Here is a 15157-nt window from a genome sequence, read left to right as displayed (position 1 = left end):
AAGAAAATGCTCCGATTCTTCACTAGAAAATGCCGCCATCGACGGTAATGGCTTGCGCGGTGATGCTGCCTGAGCAGTCCGAGGCGAGGAAAAGCACTGGCCCCACAAGATCGGCGGCCTTCAGCACATGCTTGAGGCATTGCCGTTCGACGGTTTTGGCCATGCCTTCCTCCGTCAGCCAGAGCTCAAGCTGTCTCTCCGTCACGATCATGCCGGGCAAAACGGCGTTGACGCGGATGTTTTCCGGGCCGAGGCGGCCCGCGAAGCTCTTGGTGAGCCCGATAATGCCGGATTTCGCAGTTGCGTAGGAGGAAAGCGCCGGTGGGTTCATCCTGAAGACGATCGAGGAGAAGTTGATGATCGCGCCGCCACCGGCCGCCCGCATGCCGGGGGCCGCCGCCTGCGATACGAAGAAGACCTGCTTGAGGTTGATCGCCTGGTTGTTGTCCCAATATTCCTCGGTGGTCGTGTCGATATCGTGCCGGTCGTCCCAGGCCGCGTTGTTGACAAGCACGCGGATCGCGCCGAGATCGGATTCGACCGCTGCGACCGTGTTCCTGATGGCGCCGACATCGCGCAGATCGGCGTGATAGAAGACGACAGGATGGGCCGACTGTGCCGAGAGCTTGGCGGCAAGCGCCTTGCTCGGCTCTTCGGCAATATCGATGAAGGCGACTTTCGCGCCCTGCCGGGCAAAACCTTCGACGAGTGCCGCGCCGATGCCGGAGCCGCCGCCGGTGATCAGCACGGTTCGATCCTTCAGATCGGGAAATTGTGCCTGCGTCTCGGTCAAGGTTTCTTCCCTCCCAGGATCGATGAAATCTCTAGTTCCATTATTTGGAACGAAATTTGACTATGTGGAATTATCGGATTACCCTTCCATCGTGTCAAGGATGCGGCGGCAGTGCCAGCGATAAATGAAGGGCGCATGGGTCTGAATTCGGATGGCGAAAAAGGGGATACCCGCCGTGGCCGCGAAACCGGCACGCTTGGAAAGCTCATGGCGCTGGTCGACCATGTGGCGCTTGCCGATGGTCCGATGCGTTTTACCGACATCCTCTCATTGTCCGATCAGCCGCGTGGTACGCTACATCGGCAATTGTCGCACCTCGTCGAGGAAGGACTTTTGGAGGTCGATCGCGACGGGCGCTATCGTCTCGGGATCAGGCTTCTGAACCTTGCCTCGCGCAGCTGGGCGCGCAACGAATTCCGCGCCGTGGCCGAACCGCATTTGCGCCACTTGCAGGAATTGACCGGCGAAACCGTGCATCTCGGTGTCTTGCGCGGCTCCGAGGTCATCTATCTCGACAAGGTCGAAGGCCGACAGTCCGTGCGCATGTATTCCCAGATCGGCAATGCCTCGCCGGCCTATTGCACGGGGGTTGGCAAGGCGGCGCTCTCCGCACTGGACGATCTCGATCTCGCTGGGCGGATTGCCGCTCTCGAGTTTCGAGCCTACACCGCGCATACTCATCGCAATGCCGCGCGGTTGCTTGCCGATATCGTGGAGATCAGGGTGCGCGGCTATGCATTCGATCGCGAGGAGCACGAGAGCGGCATATGCTGCGTTGCCGCACCGATCCGCGCAGATGATGGCGGTATGCTGGCGGGCGTCTCGGTGACCGGTCCGGCCTATCGCGTGACATCGCAGAAATTGCAGCAATGGGCGCCCCTGGTGGTGGCCGCCGCCGATTCGATCATGACGGACATGCGCAACCGGCTGGGTCCGAAGCGATAGCTCCGACATGTTTTCCTCAAGGGACCGCTGAATTATATCGAATTAATGCTTCAGGCGCTGGATCTTAGCAAAATTGCATGCTTGTCTTGAATTTGCTTGTTGAGAAGCGCGCAAGAACTGCCATTATCCCTCGCGTGACTACTGGGCGCGCGAAGGGGTTTGGTGAAATGACGACCGGACATCGTAGTAACGAGCGTTGACGCGAGCGAGATCCTGAGAAAATTATATTTGAACAAGTGCCGGCTACCGACGTTGGTACGATGACCTTCCGGGGCCAAGAGACGGAAATTTCGTATTTTTCCCTTTTTTACATAAAGAAGACTGATGATGGCGGCATTGGTGCAGGTGGGAACGTCTCCTCGCGGCGAGGACTATATTGACGAAGTCAGCAGGCTGAAGACCCAATTCGACGTGTTTCGGTTCATGAAACGATTGACGGAGGTCTATCGTTGCCGGGCCTTCATGGTCGTCAATCTGCCGCCGATCACCTCCTTCGAGTTGCAGAGCAGTTCGGTGATCAATAACTGGCCGGCTGAACTTCTGTCCATCTATGATCAGGAAGCGTTGTTGCCGACCAGCCCGGTGTTGCAGCGCCTGCGAACCTCGACCTTGCCCTTTGTCTACGAGGTCTCCACGAGCCCGAATAGGGAAGAGAGCAAATCCCAGTTCGCGGTTGCCTTGTTCGAACGCTTTCGCATGACGCGCTTCATCTATCTGCCGGCCCATGATGTCTCAGGCGTTCGCGGAGCGGTTTCGCTGGCCGGCGATCGCGAGCCTTTCTCGCGCGAAGAGGTCAAGGATCTCTTCTATATCGCAACCCATATCTTCGATCGGCTTGCAGAGATCCGCAATCTTGACATCCGCGTTGTCGATGCACTTACCGATCGCGAGATCGATTGCCTGAACTGGACGGCAGCCGGCAAAACCAGCGCCGAAATTGCCGAAATCCTCACGCTCTCGGAACATACCGTCAATCACTATCTGAACCGGGCCACCAAGAAACTCGATACCGTCAACCGCACGCAAGCGGTTGCCAAGGCGCTCCGCGTCGGGCTGATAAAATAGGCCTTGCTCGCCGACGCCCGGTCCGGATGGATATTTTGTTTCGCGAGCGATCGACGGCCGAACTGATCCCAATTGAACGAAATTCAGGCAGCATCCTGAGTGAATTTTGTGCGCTGCAAATAAAAACTGATGGAGCGCTTTGCGGCACTTTCGCCGCGCAATTGAGCGTCTGTTCCTCAAGTGTTTGAAAAATATAAGCTTCTCTGTTTCCTCCGAAATTGGCACGCTTCCTGCTTGGTAACAGGCAGAGGTCCAGAGGGGACTTTGATAACAGCGCCGATCAATGCGCGCGGATCAGACGACCGTCGTTGATACCATCGCCCTACTTCTCCTGGCGAAAGGTATCGGCGGCGGTTGTTGCTTATTTGGCACGTCGATCGACATCGATGAGGCCGAAAGCACGATTTTTGCGACCTTGCCCTACTTCTTTCCCAACTTTGCTTTATGTCGGCCGTCGCAAATAACTTTCGTCTTGGGAGAGCGTTGCGGCTGGTAAGGGTCATAGACCCGGCGGACCTGCTGGCCGCAGCGGACGACGCTTTTTGTCGAAGCCCCCTGGATTTCGTTTGGCGAAGCCCTCCCGCTCCACTATCTAAGCCAGAGAGATTCCGGAAGGCACGCGACTTGATGCCTTGCTCCGGATGAAGATTGCGCAGTGAGGATGGAATGGCAGACATCACCAAGGAACAGGTGCTGGAGACGCTGAAGACGGTTCGCGGCCCGGATCTGGAGCACAATATCGTTGAGCTCGGCATGGTGTCGGATGTCTTTATCTCCGATGGCAAGGTCTATTTCTCCATCACTGTTCCCGCCGAACGCGCCAAGGATCTGGAGCCGATGCGCCTTGCGGCCGAGCGCGTCGTCAAGCAAATGCCCGGTGTCAAAGGTGCCATGGTGGCGCTGACCGCCGACAAGAAGGCCGGCGCCCCGGCTGCGCGCCCGGCGCCGCCGCAAGCTGCCCCGCATGCCCATTCCCATCCGCATGCCCCGCAACAGCCACCCCGCGCCGCCAAGATCGGCGTTCCCGGCGTCGGCGCCATCATCGCGGTCGCGTCGGGGAAGGGCGGCGTCGGCAAATCGACGACGGCGGTCAATCTTGCGCTCGGCCTGCTTGCCAATGGCTTGCGCGTCGGCATCCTGGACGCCGACGTCTATGGCCCGTCGATGCCGCGCCTGCTGAAGATCTCGGGCAAGCCGTCACAGATCGATGGCCGCATTATCGTTCCCATGGAGAACTACGGTCTCAAGGTCATGTCGATGGGCTTTCTCGTCGAGGAAGAGACCGCGATGATCTGGCGCGGGCCGATGGTTCAGTCCGCACTCTTGCAGATGTTGCGCGAGGTTGCCTGGGGCGAGCTCGACGTGCTCGTCGTCGACATGCCGCCCGGCACGGGCGACGTGCAATTGACCATGGCGCAGCAGGTGCCGCTTGCCGGCGCCGTCATCGTCTCCACCCCGCAGGACCTGGCATTGATCGATGCGCGCAAGGGCCTCAACATGTTCCGCAAGGTTGAGGTTCCCGTCCTCGGCATCGTTGAAAACATGAGCTATTTCATCGCTCCGGATACGGGCGCGCGTTACGATATCTTCGGCCATGGCGGCGCGCGCAAGGAAGCCGAACGCATCGGCGTGCCCTTCCTTGGCGAAGTGCCGCTGACCATGAGCATTCGCGAGACCTCCGACGCCGGCACGCCGCTCGTCGCCGCCGAACCGGAAGGCGTGGTCGCCGGTATCTATCGCGAGATCGCCGCGAAGGTCTGGGCACAAGTGGCCAATACCCCGCTGCGCGCCGCGCCCGCCATCGTGTTTGAATAATACACAGCGGCATATCCGCTTTCTCCGTCGCCACGGATTGTCTTGCCGGCATCGTGTGCTATGACTTCGCAGAATTTGGGAATCTGCGGTGAAAGCGCGCAATGAAGAGGTTGTGACTTGATTCTTTGCGAGCTTTGCTGCATATGCGCCGCCGACGTGGAGCTGGTCTGGCGTGTCCTATGACCACCCTCCGCCGTTCGGTGGTTTTATTTCGTTCGGCTAGGCTGGGTCACCGGGACGGACGAAGGATTGGTACAGCAGCGCAATGGAACATGGACACGGATTCCCGGCCGAACCGGCGGGATACGACCGGAGTTTTATGAGTTTTTTTCATTGGCCATTGGTGGGATCGCGGCGAGTGCGTGCAAAGCGCCTTGGCTGTAGCTTTGTCTCCGCTGCTCTGGGAGCCAGCAGTTGATAACTGCCCATTGCTCAGATTCAAAGCCGCTTGAGCTTCACGACCTTTCGGCTGCCGCTCACTTGCCCGACAATGTTATCTGGATCGACATGGTCGACCCTACGCGCGAGGAAGAAGCCAACATCGAGCGCCTGCTTGGGCTCCAAGTGCCGACGCGAGAGGACATGAAGGATATCGAGCCGTCGAGCCGGCTCTATGTCGAGAACGGCTCGGTTTTTCTGACGGCCTCGCTATTGTGGAAGGCCGATACCAATCTGCCGATGCTGACCGATGTCGCCTTCATCCTGACGGGACATCGGCTGGTGACGATCCGTTATGCGCAGCCGAAATCCTTCGCGCTGTTCATCGCGGCTCTGCCGCGCATTCCCCCGGAGCGGCGTACCGGTATCGCGCTGCTGACCATGCTTTTGGAAACGATCGTCGACCGCACCGCGGAGGTCCTTGAACAGACGGTCTCCGGTATCGATATATTGTCGGCGCATGTGTTCGGCGATCGTGTCAAGAAGATCCGCCGCCCGTCAAACTATCTGGAAGAGAAGCTCAAGGACATTGCAGGCTACCATCGTACCATCAGCAAGGTGCGTGACAGCCTGAGTTCTTTGTCGCGGCTGCTGACCTTCCTTTATACCATATCCGCCATGCAGCAGGACCAAGAGGCCAAGGAATTGTGCCGCAATGTCTCGCGGGATGTGCAATCCCTGTCGGAGCATGCATCTTTCGTCGCAGGCAACATCACCTTCCTGCTGGATGCATCGCTCGGACTGATCAATATCGAGCAGAACGCCATCATCAAGATCTTCTCGATAGCATCTGTTGTGTTTCTGCCGCCGACGCTCGTGGCATCCGTCTATGGCATGAATTTCGAGCTTATGCCCGAACTGCATTTCGCCTACGGATACCCGGCCTCGCTGCTGCTGATGGTCATATCCGCCATCGTCCCGTTTTTCTTTTTTCGCTGGAAAGGCTGGCTCTGAGAGTCTAGTGGTCCTGAATGTCTAACCAAACCGATCATTCTCCCGACGGGAAAATGAACCCTCGTAAGCTCGCCTACCTCGCCCTCGGATCGGTCGGCGTCGTCTATGGTGACATCGGCACGAGCCCGCTCTATGCCTTTCGCGAGGCACTGAAACCGGTGGCCGTCGACGGCCTGACGCGCAACGAAGTGATCAGCGTCGTCTCGCTGATGTTCTGGGCGCTGACCATCATCGTCACGATCAAATATGTCCTTTTTCTGCTGCGCGCCGACAATGACGGCGAAGGCGGCACGCTGTCGCTCCTGGCGCTGCTGATGAAGACGGCAAACGGCCATACAGCCGTCCTGATGCTGCTCGGATTGTTGGGCGCCGCACTTTTTCTCGGCGACGCGATGATCACTCCGGCGCTCTCGGTGCTTTCCGCCGTCGAGGGTCTGAAGCTGGTGACGCCGCAGCTGTCGGCTTATATCGTGCCCATATCGGTTGCGATTCTGGCGCTGCTTTTTGCCATCCAGTCGCATGGCACCGGCGCCGTCGCCCGTTTCTTCGGCCCGATCACGGCGCTGTGGTTCATCGTCATGGGCGTTGTCGGCATCATGCACATCTCCGATGACTACGGCATCCTCGCGGCCTTCAATCCCTGGTATGCGGTCAATTTCCTCGTCAAGGAGGGCTTTCTCGGCGTGGTCGTGCTCGGCGCCGTCTTCCTGACCGTGACCGGCGCGGAAGCGCTGTATGCCGACCTCGGCCATTTCGGCCGCCGGCCGATCCAGTGGGCTTGGTTCGCGCTGGTGTTTCCGTCGCTGACGCTGAACTATTTCGGCCAGGGCGCCCTGGTGCTGCGCGAACCGCTTGCCATGTCGGATCCCTTCTTCCTGATGTATCCGCGCTGGGCCATCCTGCCGGTGGTCATTCTCGCCACCATGGCAACGATCATCGCCAGCCAGGCCGTTATAACAGGCGCTTTCTCGCTGACACGCCAGGCCATCCATCTGGGCTTCCTGCCGCGCATGGAAATCCTCTTCACCTCCGAGACCAATACCGGCCAGATCTTCCTGCCGTCGGTCAACGCCGTCCTGTTCTTCGGCGTCATTTTCCTGGTGCTGAGCTTTAAGACCTCGGATGCCCTGGCGACGGCCTACGGTATTTCGGTCACCGGTGCGATGGTCGTCACCTCGATCATGGCTTTCGAGTTCGTCCGCGTTCGCTGGAATTGGACGCTACCCATGGCTATCGCCGTGCTGGCGCCGCTGGTGCTGCTGGAATTCGTCTTCCTCGGCGCCAACCTGCTGAAGATCCACGACGGCGGCTATGTACCGGTGCTGATCGCAACCGCCTTCACCGTCATCATGTGGACCTGGCGTCGCGGCACCGCGATCCTCATGGAAAAGACGCGGCATACCGACATCCCGCTGTCATCCTTCGTCAGCTCGATCGAGCGCAAGAGCGATCACTCGCCGGCGCATGTACCGGGCACGGCGATCTTCCTGACCAGCGATCCGGAATCGGCGCCCGCTGCGCTGCTCCACAATCTGAAGCATAATCACGTCCTGCACGACAAGAACGTCATCCTGACGATCCGCACGATCAACAAGCCGCGCGTCGCCCAGGAAGATCGCTATTCGGTCGAGAAGGTCTCCGACCGCTTCTCGCGTGTCGAGCTGCGCTTCGGCTTCATGGAATCGCAGAACGTCTCGCAGGCGCTCGCAACCCTGCGCAAGACCGGCCTGAAGTTCGACATCATGTCGACCTCTTTCTATCTGGGCCGTCGCAAGCTGGTGCCCGATGCCAAATCCGGCATGCCGCATTGGCAGGACCGGCTCTATATCGCGCTCGCCAATGCCGCGACGGATCCGTCGGACTACTTCCGCCTGCCGGCCAACCGCGTGGTCGAACTCGGATCGCACGTCATCATCTGAGGCAGATGCTATCGCTGTTTTGTCAAAGGCCCGGTGGATATCCGCCGGGCCTTTTTTCTTTCAGGCTGTCGCTCGCCCATTGATGAATGCGCCTTTGCGCGAATTAACCATCCATCAAGGTTAATGGGAGATTATTCCGGCTCTTAGTTCCGAGTGCCGTTTGGAGTCCGGTGTTGTCTCGTTCGCCTCATATCAGCCGAAAATTGCGGATTCTTCCAAAAAATTGGATATCTCCAGCCGTCTTCGGGCTTTGCGCCTGGCTGATCTTTCCATCGACGGCTGCCTACGCCGATCTCGCCGGCCTGCTTTCGGGCATCGACAGGGAAGGCAGCAACTGGCGCATGGTGATGACCAACTCGCCGGCCGGCTCCACCCACCAGGCAGAACTGGCCTTCGGCGATGCAAAGACGGCGGCTGCCGTTGGCGATGGCGGTCTCGTGATGCCCGATGGCCGCCGCGTAGCCTTCCTTTCCGAGCAGAAGGGCAGCGATCCCCGGCCGGATGAAGAGCGCATCAATCGTCGGGACAAGAAGGGCCGGATAGTTTCCGTCGCGCCGATGTTGCCGCCGAAGGATTTTTCTGCCGGCTCTGTGCTGCAGCGGCAAAGCATGCTGTTTCGGCAGGAATCGGACACCGGCGAGCGGACCGCGTTCCTGAAGCCGAAACTCGGCGGCAAGGAGATCCAGATCGCCACCGCCTTCTACAAGAAGCGGCCGCCGCAGCCGGACGATGGTGTGCCGACTTATCTGGCGGGCCTGGTCACCAATCAGAATGCCGATGTTCTGGCCGCCGCCTATGCGTCGCCGGCGCCGGACTATGCTCGGACTTCGCCCTTCGATTCCATCCTTGCCAAGGATCAGGACGGCGAGGGTCGTTTTGTGCCGCAGATAGGACCGAAGGATCATCCCTGGGCTGCCAATGTCCTGCCGCCTTCGGTATTCTCCTCCGATGAGCAGCAATGCCTCGCCACCGGCATCTATTTCGAGGCGCGTGGGGAATCGGTAAAAGGGCAGGCGGCCGTCGCCCAGGTCATTCTCAATCGCGTTCGCAATCCGGCCTACCCCAAGACCATCTGCGGTGTCGTCTACCAGAACGACGACTGGCACAATGCCTGCCAGTTCTCCTTTGCCTGCGACAGCGTCAAGGACCGGGTCAACTCGCCGGAGCATTGGCGCATCGCCCGTCAGGTTGCCATGGCCGTCACCGCCGGCAAGATCTGGCTTCCGGAAGTCGGCTCGGCCACCCACTACCATGCTGTTTATGTCAGGCCGAAATGGGCGGCATACATGGTGAAGGTCGGCCGCATCGGCATGCACATCTTCTATCGCACCTATGGCGGCGGATGGAGCTGACGTGATCGTGCCGATGAATTGAGGCGCCCTGAAGCCTCATGGCTGGCAAAAAAGCCACAAGAGACTGCCGGCTGAAGAGGATTCTTCGGCTCAGTTTCCGCCCGGTAAGGCTTCTTTAGCGTAAACTCATGATTTAATTGGGCTAATTAATGGCTGGACAGATGGTGTCTACGCCTTGACTATGCTTTTTCCTAAAACTATGTTGCGCGCGACTTCAAAACGGGCCGAAAGGTGGCGAAACCTGCCGTTCGTTTACGCGTTGCCCGGGGAAATGGGATACGCGCAACGAAAATGGGAGGATGCCACCATGACGGATGATCGCGACGAAGGTCTGGAAAAGCGGCGTGCGGAGCTGGGAGCCGAACTGGCAAGCAAGCGCGCTGCGGTGAGAGAGGATGAATCGGGGGAGGTTCGCGCCGAGGTAAGCCGCAAGGGCTACGCTCAGGCGATGAAGCTTTCCAGTGAGTTCATTGCTGCCATCATCGTGGGCGCTGTTCTGGGCTATGTCTTCGACCGTTTTGTCGGTACGGCGCCGTGGGGCATGATTATCTTGCTGCTTCTCGGATTTTGTGCCGGCGTGCTGAATGTGCTGCGCTCCGCGGGAAAGGTGGCGACACCGGTACTCGAAGAGCGCGGGCCTGACAAGAAATGAGCGGAAACAACGCCGGGGGCGCTGTTTCCAAATGAGAGGCATCCGTTCGGCAGAGCGGAAAAATGAAAGAGAACAAGCGGTGGCAAACGGACCTACCCATCAGTTCCTGATCTTCAAGATTATCCCGATCGATATCGGTGGAATTGATTTTTCGTTCACCAACGCTTCCTTGTTCATGGTCGCCTCCGCAGTGCTCTCTGCCGGATTCCTGTACTATGCCAGCGCACCGCGCGGCGTCATTCCGACGCGGGCTCAGTCCGTGGCGGAAATGGCCTATGAGTTCATCGCCTCCATGTTGAAGGAAGGGGCGGGGACGAAGGGAATGAAGTTCTTCCCGCTGGTCTTCTCGCTCTTCATGTTCGTGCTGACGGCCAATCTGCTCGGCATGGTTCCTTATTTCTACACCATCACCAGCCAGATCATCGTCACCTTCGCGCTGGCGCTTCTGGTCATCCTGACGGTCATTATCTACGGTTTCCTCAAGCACGGTTTCGGTTTCCTCAAGCTCTTCGTGCCGCAGGGCGTCCCGGGCATTCTTCTGCCGCTGGTGGTGATCATCGAGATCATCTCGTTCCTGTCCCGGCCGATTTCGCTCTCCGTTCGTCTTTTCGCCAACATGCTCGCCGGCCATATCACGCTCAAGGTTTTCGCAGGCTTCGTCGCCTCACTCGGAGCCCTTGGCGCGCTTGGCATCGGTGGCGCAATTCTTCCCCTCATCATGACCGTCGCCCTCACCGGTCTCGAATTCCTCGTTGCCTTCCTCCAGGCTTACGTCTTTGCGGTACTGACTTGCATGTACCTCAACGACGCAATCCACCCGGGTGGCCACTAAGGATAAAGACATTGGCGTCTAAGGGCGTCAGTCATTCACCGCACAACCATTTCAAAGGAGTTCAACATGGACGCGGAAGCAGCAAAGTTCATCGGCGCAGGTTTGGCTTGCTTTGGTATGGCCGGCACGGCTCTCGGCCTCGGCAATATCTTCGGCAGCTACCTGTCCGGCGCACTGCGCAATCCGTCTGCCGCTGACAGCCAGTTCGGCCGTCTGGTATTCGGCTTCGCCGTTACGGAAGCTCTGGGCATCTTCTCGCTGCTCATCGCTCTCCTCCTGCTCTTCGCCGTCTGATATCAGCGGCGTCATAGATCACGGTTCGCGGGCAGCGAGCCGTGATTCTCTGTATTTGCAGACCACCTGGAGGTGAGCATGTTTGTGACCCCGGCATACGCTGACGAAGCACCGCCGGCCGCCGGCGAGGTGCACACGGAAACGGGTGCGCCCGAGCAGGGCCATCACGCCGGCGTATTCCCGCCGTTCGACCATACGACCTACGCCTCACAGCTGCTTTGGCTGGTGATCACCTTCGTTATCTTCTACGTGGCCATGCAGAAGATCGTCATTCCGCGCGTTGGCAAGATCCTGGAGAGCCGGCATGACCGTATCGCCCAGGATATCGAGGAAGCCTCGCGCCTGAAGGCTGAAGCCGACGCTGCCGTCGCGACCTACGAAAGCGAATTGGCAGCTGCGCGCGCCAAGGCAAATTCGATCGGCGCCACCGCCCGCGATACCGCCAAGGCAAAGGCCGAGGAAGATCGCAAGGCGATCGAGGCAAGCCTTTCCGAAAAGCTCAAGGCCGCTGAGGCTCGCATCGGCGAGATCAAGCAAAAGGCTTTCGGCGATGTCGGAGCGATCGCGGAAGAGACGGCTGCTGCCGTCGTCGAGCAGCTGGTCGGCAACGTCGCCGGCAAGGCTGATGTCGCTTCGGCTGTTGCCGCAGCATCCGCCAAGCGGGAGGGTTGATCCATGACGTTTGCTCTTGATGAAACTTTCTTCGCTTTTGTCGCGCTTCTCATCTTCCTCGGCCTGATCGTTTATCTGAAGGTTCCGGGCATGATGGCAAAGTCGCTGGACGACCGTGCCGATCAGATCCGCAACGAACTGGCAGAAGCAAAGCGCCTGCGCGAAGAGGCTCAGCATCTGCTGGCCGAATACCAGCGCAAGCGCAAGGAAGCTGAAGCAGATGCGGCGAACATCGTTGCGGCTGCCGAGCGTGAAGCCCAAATGCTGACGTCGGAAGCCCGCAAGAAGACGGAGGAATTCGTCGCCAACCGCACGGCGCTGTCCGAGCAGAAGATCAAGCAGGCGGAAGCCGATGCGATGAAGGCGGTTCGTTCCGCTGCCGTTGACCTCGCGATTGCGGCTGCGGAATCCGTGCTTGCGCAGAAGACCGGTGGAAGCGTTCAATCGGGCCTTTTCAACGACGCAGTCAACGAAGTGAAGACCCGGCTGAACTAAGCCGGAGAGATCGAAATTCAAAAGAGCCCTGCCTCGGCGGGGCTTTTTTTGTTTTGGCCTCCCGTCTTCTCGGTGTTTGACTAAGGGCCCCTTCCGCATCTAGATCATTTGGGCGCGCAGGGAGGGTCGATGCAGATATTGGACGGCGAGGAACCGTTTCGTCAGGGCGATCACATCCTGCGGCCGGTTCGCCCATGGACACCAAGCGTTCATGCTTTGCTCGCCGCCTTGCGGCGACATGGTTTTGCCGCAGCGCCGCCGCCGGCTGGATTTGATGCGGTCTGGGAGAAAGTGACCTATCTGCCCGGCACCACCGGCGATCTCGACGACAACGTCGAAATGCGCTCCGAACTGGCCTTGCGGTCGGCGGCGTCTCTGCTTCGTCATTATCACGATTGTTCAGCTCGGTTTCTGCGCGACCTTGCAACGGAATGCATATGGCAATTGCCGGCCCGAACGCCGCGCGAAGTCATCTGCCATGGGGATTTCGCACCCTATAATGTCGTACTGAACGGCGGCGAGGTGACTGGTATCATCGACTTCGAGACGGCTCATCCCGCCCCTCGGTGCTGGGATCTGGCCTATGCCGTCTATCGCTGGGCGCCGCTGTCCTCAGGCATCGGGGTGGAAAGCCTGGATGGGCTGGACAACCAGATCCGGCGTGCCCGCATCTTTGCCGATGCCTATGGAATGTCGGCTGCAGAACGCCGCTCTCTGCCCGATGCCATCGTCGAGCGGCTGGAGGCGCTGCTGAGCTTCATGGAGCAGGAGGCGGCGCGCGGCGTCGAAAAATACCGGCGGGACCTCAAGGAGGGACATGATCAGGGCTACCGCCTGGACATTGCCTATATGACGAGATGGTCGGCGGAAATTACGGCAGGAATGACCGAGTAACAGATAGCAGCGATATGATCTTCAGACGGCTTCCTTCTTCAGGGGCCGAAAGCTCATGCGGTGCAGGGAGCACGGGCCATGCAGCTCGATGCCGGCGCGATGCTGGGCAGTGCCATAGCCGGCATGGGCCGCGAAGCCATAGGCGGGAAAAACGTCGCCTGCTCGCGCCATCATCCGGTCACGCGTCACCTTCGCGACGATCGAGGCGGCTGCGATCGAGAAAGAGCGCGCATCGCCCTTGACCACAGCCTTGCCAGGGCAGGCAAGGCCCGCGGGCACATCGAGGCCGTCGGTCAACACATAGCTTGCCGGCACCGCCAGGCTGCAAATGGCACGGCGCATCGCGTCGAGGCTTGCCTTGCGGATATCCGTCGTGTCGATACGGGCTGCACTCGATGAGGCAATGGAAACGGTTGCCGTCGCGAGGATTTCGACAAACAGCGCTTCGCGTCTGGCGGCGGTGAGCTGCTTGGAATCGTTCAGCCCCTGCGGAATGCGTTCGGGATCGAGAATGACTGCCGCTGCGACGACAGGCCCTGCGAGGGGCCCACGGCCTGCCTCGTCGGCACCGGCGACCGGCCAGTGTCCGGCGCGGCGGGCGATCAGTTCCAGCTCGAAGGTCGGGATGATTGGCGCTTCGTCGAAAAGCATGGGAGAATCGGGTGATGTGCTGCGTGGCATGCGGCAAAGCTCGCACACCACCCGATCTCCTGCAAGCCCCCGGTGGATCAGGGCGGCGAACCTGGGGGGCTCTCTTCCAGCGGGCACAGGGAAAAACCCGCGAGGAAAGGTCAGAGCAGCGACAGCTGGACGCCGCTGCCGTCAGGCGGCACGAACAGGTCGTCGCGCAGCGCGATATTGCGGCGTGTGAGATCGAGCCGTCGCGTTGCCATTTCGAAGCGACGGCTGATCTGCCAGGCATAGGGTCCGGCACCCTTCATGCGTTTGCCGAACTCCGCATCGTAATCCTTGCCGCCGCGCATCGAGCGGACCAGCGACATGACGTGGCGGTAGCGATCCGGATAGTGCTGCAGCAGCCAGTCGCGAAACAGCGGGCTCACTTCCAGAGGCAGCCGCAGGATCACATAGCTTGCCTCCAGCGCGCCCGCAGCCTTGCCGGCATCGAGGATGCGCTCGATCTCATGGTCGTTGAGGGCGGGAATGATCGGCGCCACCATGATCGAGGTGCGGATGCCGGCCTCGCTCAGGGCCTGGATCGCCTCCAGTCGCCGCGGCGGCGTCGCGGCGCGCGGTTCCATGGTGCGCGCCAGCTTCCGATCGAGCGTCGTCACCGACAGGCCCACCCGCACCAGGTTCTTGGCGGCCATGTCCTTGAGGATATCGATATCGCGCATGACCAGCGCTGATTTGGTGACGATAGCGACCGGATGGTTCGCCCTGTTCAGCACTTCGAGGATCTGGCGCATGATCCGCCATTCCTTCTCTATCGGCTGATAGGGATCGGTGTTGGTGCCGATGGCGATGACGCGCGGCTTGTAGCCGGGCTTTGCCAGTTCCCGCTCCAGAAGCTTCGCCGCATCCGGCTTGGCAAACAGCTTCGCTTCGAAATCCAGCCCGGGCGACAGGCCCATATAGGCATGCGTCGGCCGCGCGAAGCAGTAGATGCAGCCATGCTCGCAGCCGCGATAGGGATTGATGGAACGATCGAAGGGAATATCCGGCGATTCGTTGCGCGTGATCGCGGTGCGCGGCTTCTCCACCTGCACCTCGGTCTTGAAGGGCGGAAGCTCCTCCAGGGTCTGCCAGCCGTCATCGAAGGTCTCGCGCTGCCGAGCTTCGAACCGGCCGCTCGGGTTCAGCCCGGCGCCGCGTCCGCGCCGGCGCTCGACGTCGACCCTGAGGCCGGCGTCGGCGATCAAGGCGTTGGCAATGTCTGGCGTATTGGCAGGCGCGAATGCGGCCTGCCCTGCAAGGGACTGCTCGTTCATCGGTAGCTCCAGGGCGGTTCGTGGCGCCGCACGCCGCGTCTAAGATGATTAAATTCCTATCCGACAAATGAGAACAATGCAAGAACAA

General features: G+C 59.9%; 15 protein-coding genes. 12 read left to right on the top strand and 3 right to left on the bottom strand.

Going from position 1 to position 15157, the window contains the following annotated elements:
- Positions 1 to 22 precede the first annotated feature (22 nt).
- Positions 23 to 793, bottom strand: a complete 771-nt coding sequence (locus GA0061101_RS02660; protein ID WP_037198495.1) for an SDR family NAD(P)-dependent oxidoreductase — start codon at positions 791 to 793, stop codon at positions 23 to 25.
- Positions 794 to 928: 135 nt separating this feature from the next.
- Between GA0061101_RS02660 and GA0061101_RS02655 the strand changes: the two genes are divergently transcribed.
- The 12 genes from GA0061101_RS02655 (at position 929) to GA0061101_RS02595 (ending at position 13120) form a co-directional block, all read left to right on the top strand.
- Positions 929 to 1738, top strand: coding sequence for an IclR family transcriptional regulator (locus GA0061101_RS02655; RefSeq protein WP_052212580.1), 810 nt, complete (start codon positions 929 to 931; stop codon positions 1736 to 1738).
- Positions 1739 to 2062: 324 nt separating this feature from the next.
- Positions 2063 to 2803 (top strand): helix-turn-helix transcriptional regulator, encoded by a 741-nt coding sequence (locus GA0061101_RS02650; RefSeq protein WP_173410450.1) that lies wholly within the window; start codon positions 2063 to 2065, stop codon positions 2801 to 2803.
- Between the two features lie 666 nt (positions 2804 to 3469).
- Positions 3470 to 4618, top strand: coding sequence for an Mrp/NBP35 family ATP-binding protein (locus tag GA0061101_RS02640; RefSeq protein WP_037198500.1), 1149 nt, complete (start codon positions 3470 to 3472; stop codon positions 4616 to 4618).
- Between the two features lie 414 nt (positions 4619 to 5032).
- A complete protein-coding gene (locus GA0061101_RS02635; RefSeq protein ID WP_092572957.1) occupies positions 5033 to 6010 on the top strand; it encodes a magnesium transporter CorA family protein in 978 nt (325 codons plus the stop codon).
- 53 nt (positions 6011 to 6063) lie between these two features.
- Positions 6064 to 7929, top strand: coding sequence for a potassium transporter Kup (locus tag GA0061101_RS02630; RefSeq protein WP_376774219.1), 1866 nt, complete (start codon positions 6064 to 6066; stop codon positions 7927 to 7929).
- 170 nt (positions 7930 to 8099) lie between these two features.
- Positions 8100 to 9281, top strand: coding sequence for a cell wall hydrolase (locus tag GA0061101_RS02625; RefSeq protein WP_092572956.1), 1182 nt, complete (start codon positions 8100 to 8102; stop codon positions 9279 to 9281).
- 307 nt (positions 9282 to 9588) lie between these two features.
- Positions 9589 to 9933 (top strand): AtpZ/AtpI family protein, encoded by a 345-nt coding sequence (locus GA0061101_RS02620; RefSeq protein ID WP_037198506.1) that lies wholly within the window; start codon positions 9589 to 9591, stop codon positions 9931 to 9933.
- 79 nt (positions 9934 to 10012) lie between these two features.
- Entirely contained in the window at positions 10013 to 10765 is a 753-nt protein-coding gene (locus GA0061101_RS02615; protein WP_037198508.1) for a F0F1 ATP synthase subunit A, read from the top strand.
- 66 nt (positions 10766 to 10831) lie between these two features.
- The gene (locus GA0061101_RS02610) at positions 10832 to 11059 is read left to right on the top strand and encodes a F0F1 ATP synthase subunit C (RefSeq protein WP_004109844.1); all 228 of its coding nucleotides are present in this window, start codon (positions 10832 to 10834) and stop codon (positions 11057 to 11059) included.
- Between the two features lie 78 nt (positions 11060 to 11137).
- Positions 11138 to 11731 carry a F0F1 ATP synthase subunit B gene (locus GA0061101_RS02605; protein ID WP_037198509.1) on the top strand — a complete coding sequence of 198 codons (594 nt, stop codon included), beginning with the start codon at positions 11138 to 11140 and terminating at the stop codon, positions 11729 to 11731.
- A gap of 3 nt (positions 11732 to 11734) precedes the next feature.
- Positions 11735 to 12226 (top strand): F0F1 ATP synthase subunit B, encoded by a 492-nt coding sequence (locus GA0061101_RS02600; RefSeq protein WP_047560865.1) that lies wholly within the window; start codon positions 11735 to 11737, stop codon positions 12224 to 12226.
- Between the two features lie 129 nt (positions 12227 to 12355).
- A complete protein-coding gene (locus GA0061101_RS02595; RefSeq protein ID WP_092572955.1) occupies positions 12356 to 13120 on the top strand; it encodes a phosphotransferase enzyme family protein in 765 nt (254 codons plus the stop codon).
- 21 nt (positions 13121 to 13141) lie between these two features.
- On the opposite strand, the gene GA0061101_RS02590 is transcribed toward GA0061101_RS02595, so the two are convergent.
- Together GA0061101_RS02590 and GA0061101_RS02585 are read right to left on the bottom strand one after the other, a co-directional pair.
- A complete protein-coding gene (locus GA0061101_RS02590; RefSeq protein ID WP_037198512.1) occupies positions 13142 to 13801 on the bottom strand; it encodes a ribonuclease HII in 660 nt (219 codons plus the stop codon).
- A gap of 110 nt (positions 13802 to 13911) precedes the next feature.
- A complete protein-coding gene (locus GA0061101_RS02585; RefSeq protein ID WP_092572954.1) occupies positions 13912 to 15069 on the bottom strand; it encodes a PA0069 family radical SAM protein in 1158 nt (385 codons plus the stop codon).
- Between the last annotated feature and the right edge of the window lie 88 nt (positions 15070 to 15157).

Source organism: Martinezella lusitana, from assembly GCF_900094565.1.
GTDB classification, from domain to species: Bacteria; Pseudomonadota; Alphaproteobacteria; order Rhizobiales; family Rhizobiaceae; genus Rhizobium; species Rhizobium lusitanum.
The sequence above is the reverse complement of the archived record's forward strand: the minus strand, read 5'-3'. Positions and strand labels throughout refer to the sequence as shown.

Coding starts and splice junctions, on each gene's coding strand:
- GA0061101_RS02655 (WP_052212580.1), top strand. CDS start 929: ATGGGTCTGAATTCGGATGGCGAAAAAGGGGATACCCGCCGTGGCCGC.
- GA0061101_RS02650 (WP_173410450.1), top strand. CDS start 2,063: ATGATGGCGGCATTGGTGCAGGTGGGAACGTCTCCTCGCGGCGAGGAC.
- GA0061101_RS02640 (WP_037198500.1), top strand. CDS start 3,470: ATGGCAGACATCACCAAGGAACAGGTGCTGGAGACGCTGAAGACGGTT.
- GA0061101_RS02630 (WP_376774219.1), top strand. CDS start 6,064: ATGAACCCTCGTAAGCTCGCCTACCTCGCCCTCGGATCGGTCGGCGTC.
- GA0061101_RS02620 (WP_037198506.1), top strand. CDS start 9,589: ATGACGGATGATCGCGACGAAGGTCTGGAAAAGCGGCGTGCGGAGCTG.
- GA0061101_RS02610 (WP_004109844.1), top strand. CDS start 10,832: ATGGACGCGGAAGCAGCAAAGTTCATCGGCGCAGGTTTGGCTTGCTTT.
- GA0061101_RS02605 (WP_037198509.1), top strand. CDS start 11,138: ATGTTTGTGACCCCGGCATACGCTGACGAAGCACCGCCGGCCGCCGGC.
- GA0061101_RS02600 (WP_047560865.1), top strand. CDS start 11,735: ATGACGTTTGCTCTTGATGAAACTTTCTTCGCTTTTGTCGCGCTTCTC.
- GA0061101_RS02595 (WP_092572955.1), top strand. CDS start 12,356: ATGCAGATATTGGACGGCGAGGAACCGTTTCGTCAGGGCGATCACATC.
- GA0061101_RS02590 (WP_037198512.1), bottom strand. CDS start 13,801: ATGCCACGCAGCACATCACCCGATTCTCCCATGCTTTTCGACGAAGCG.
- GA0061101_RS02585 (WP_092572954.1), bottom strand. CDS start 15,069: ATGAACGAGCAGTCCCTTGCAGGGCAGGCCGCATTCGCGCCTGCCAAT.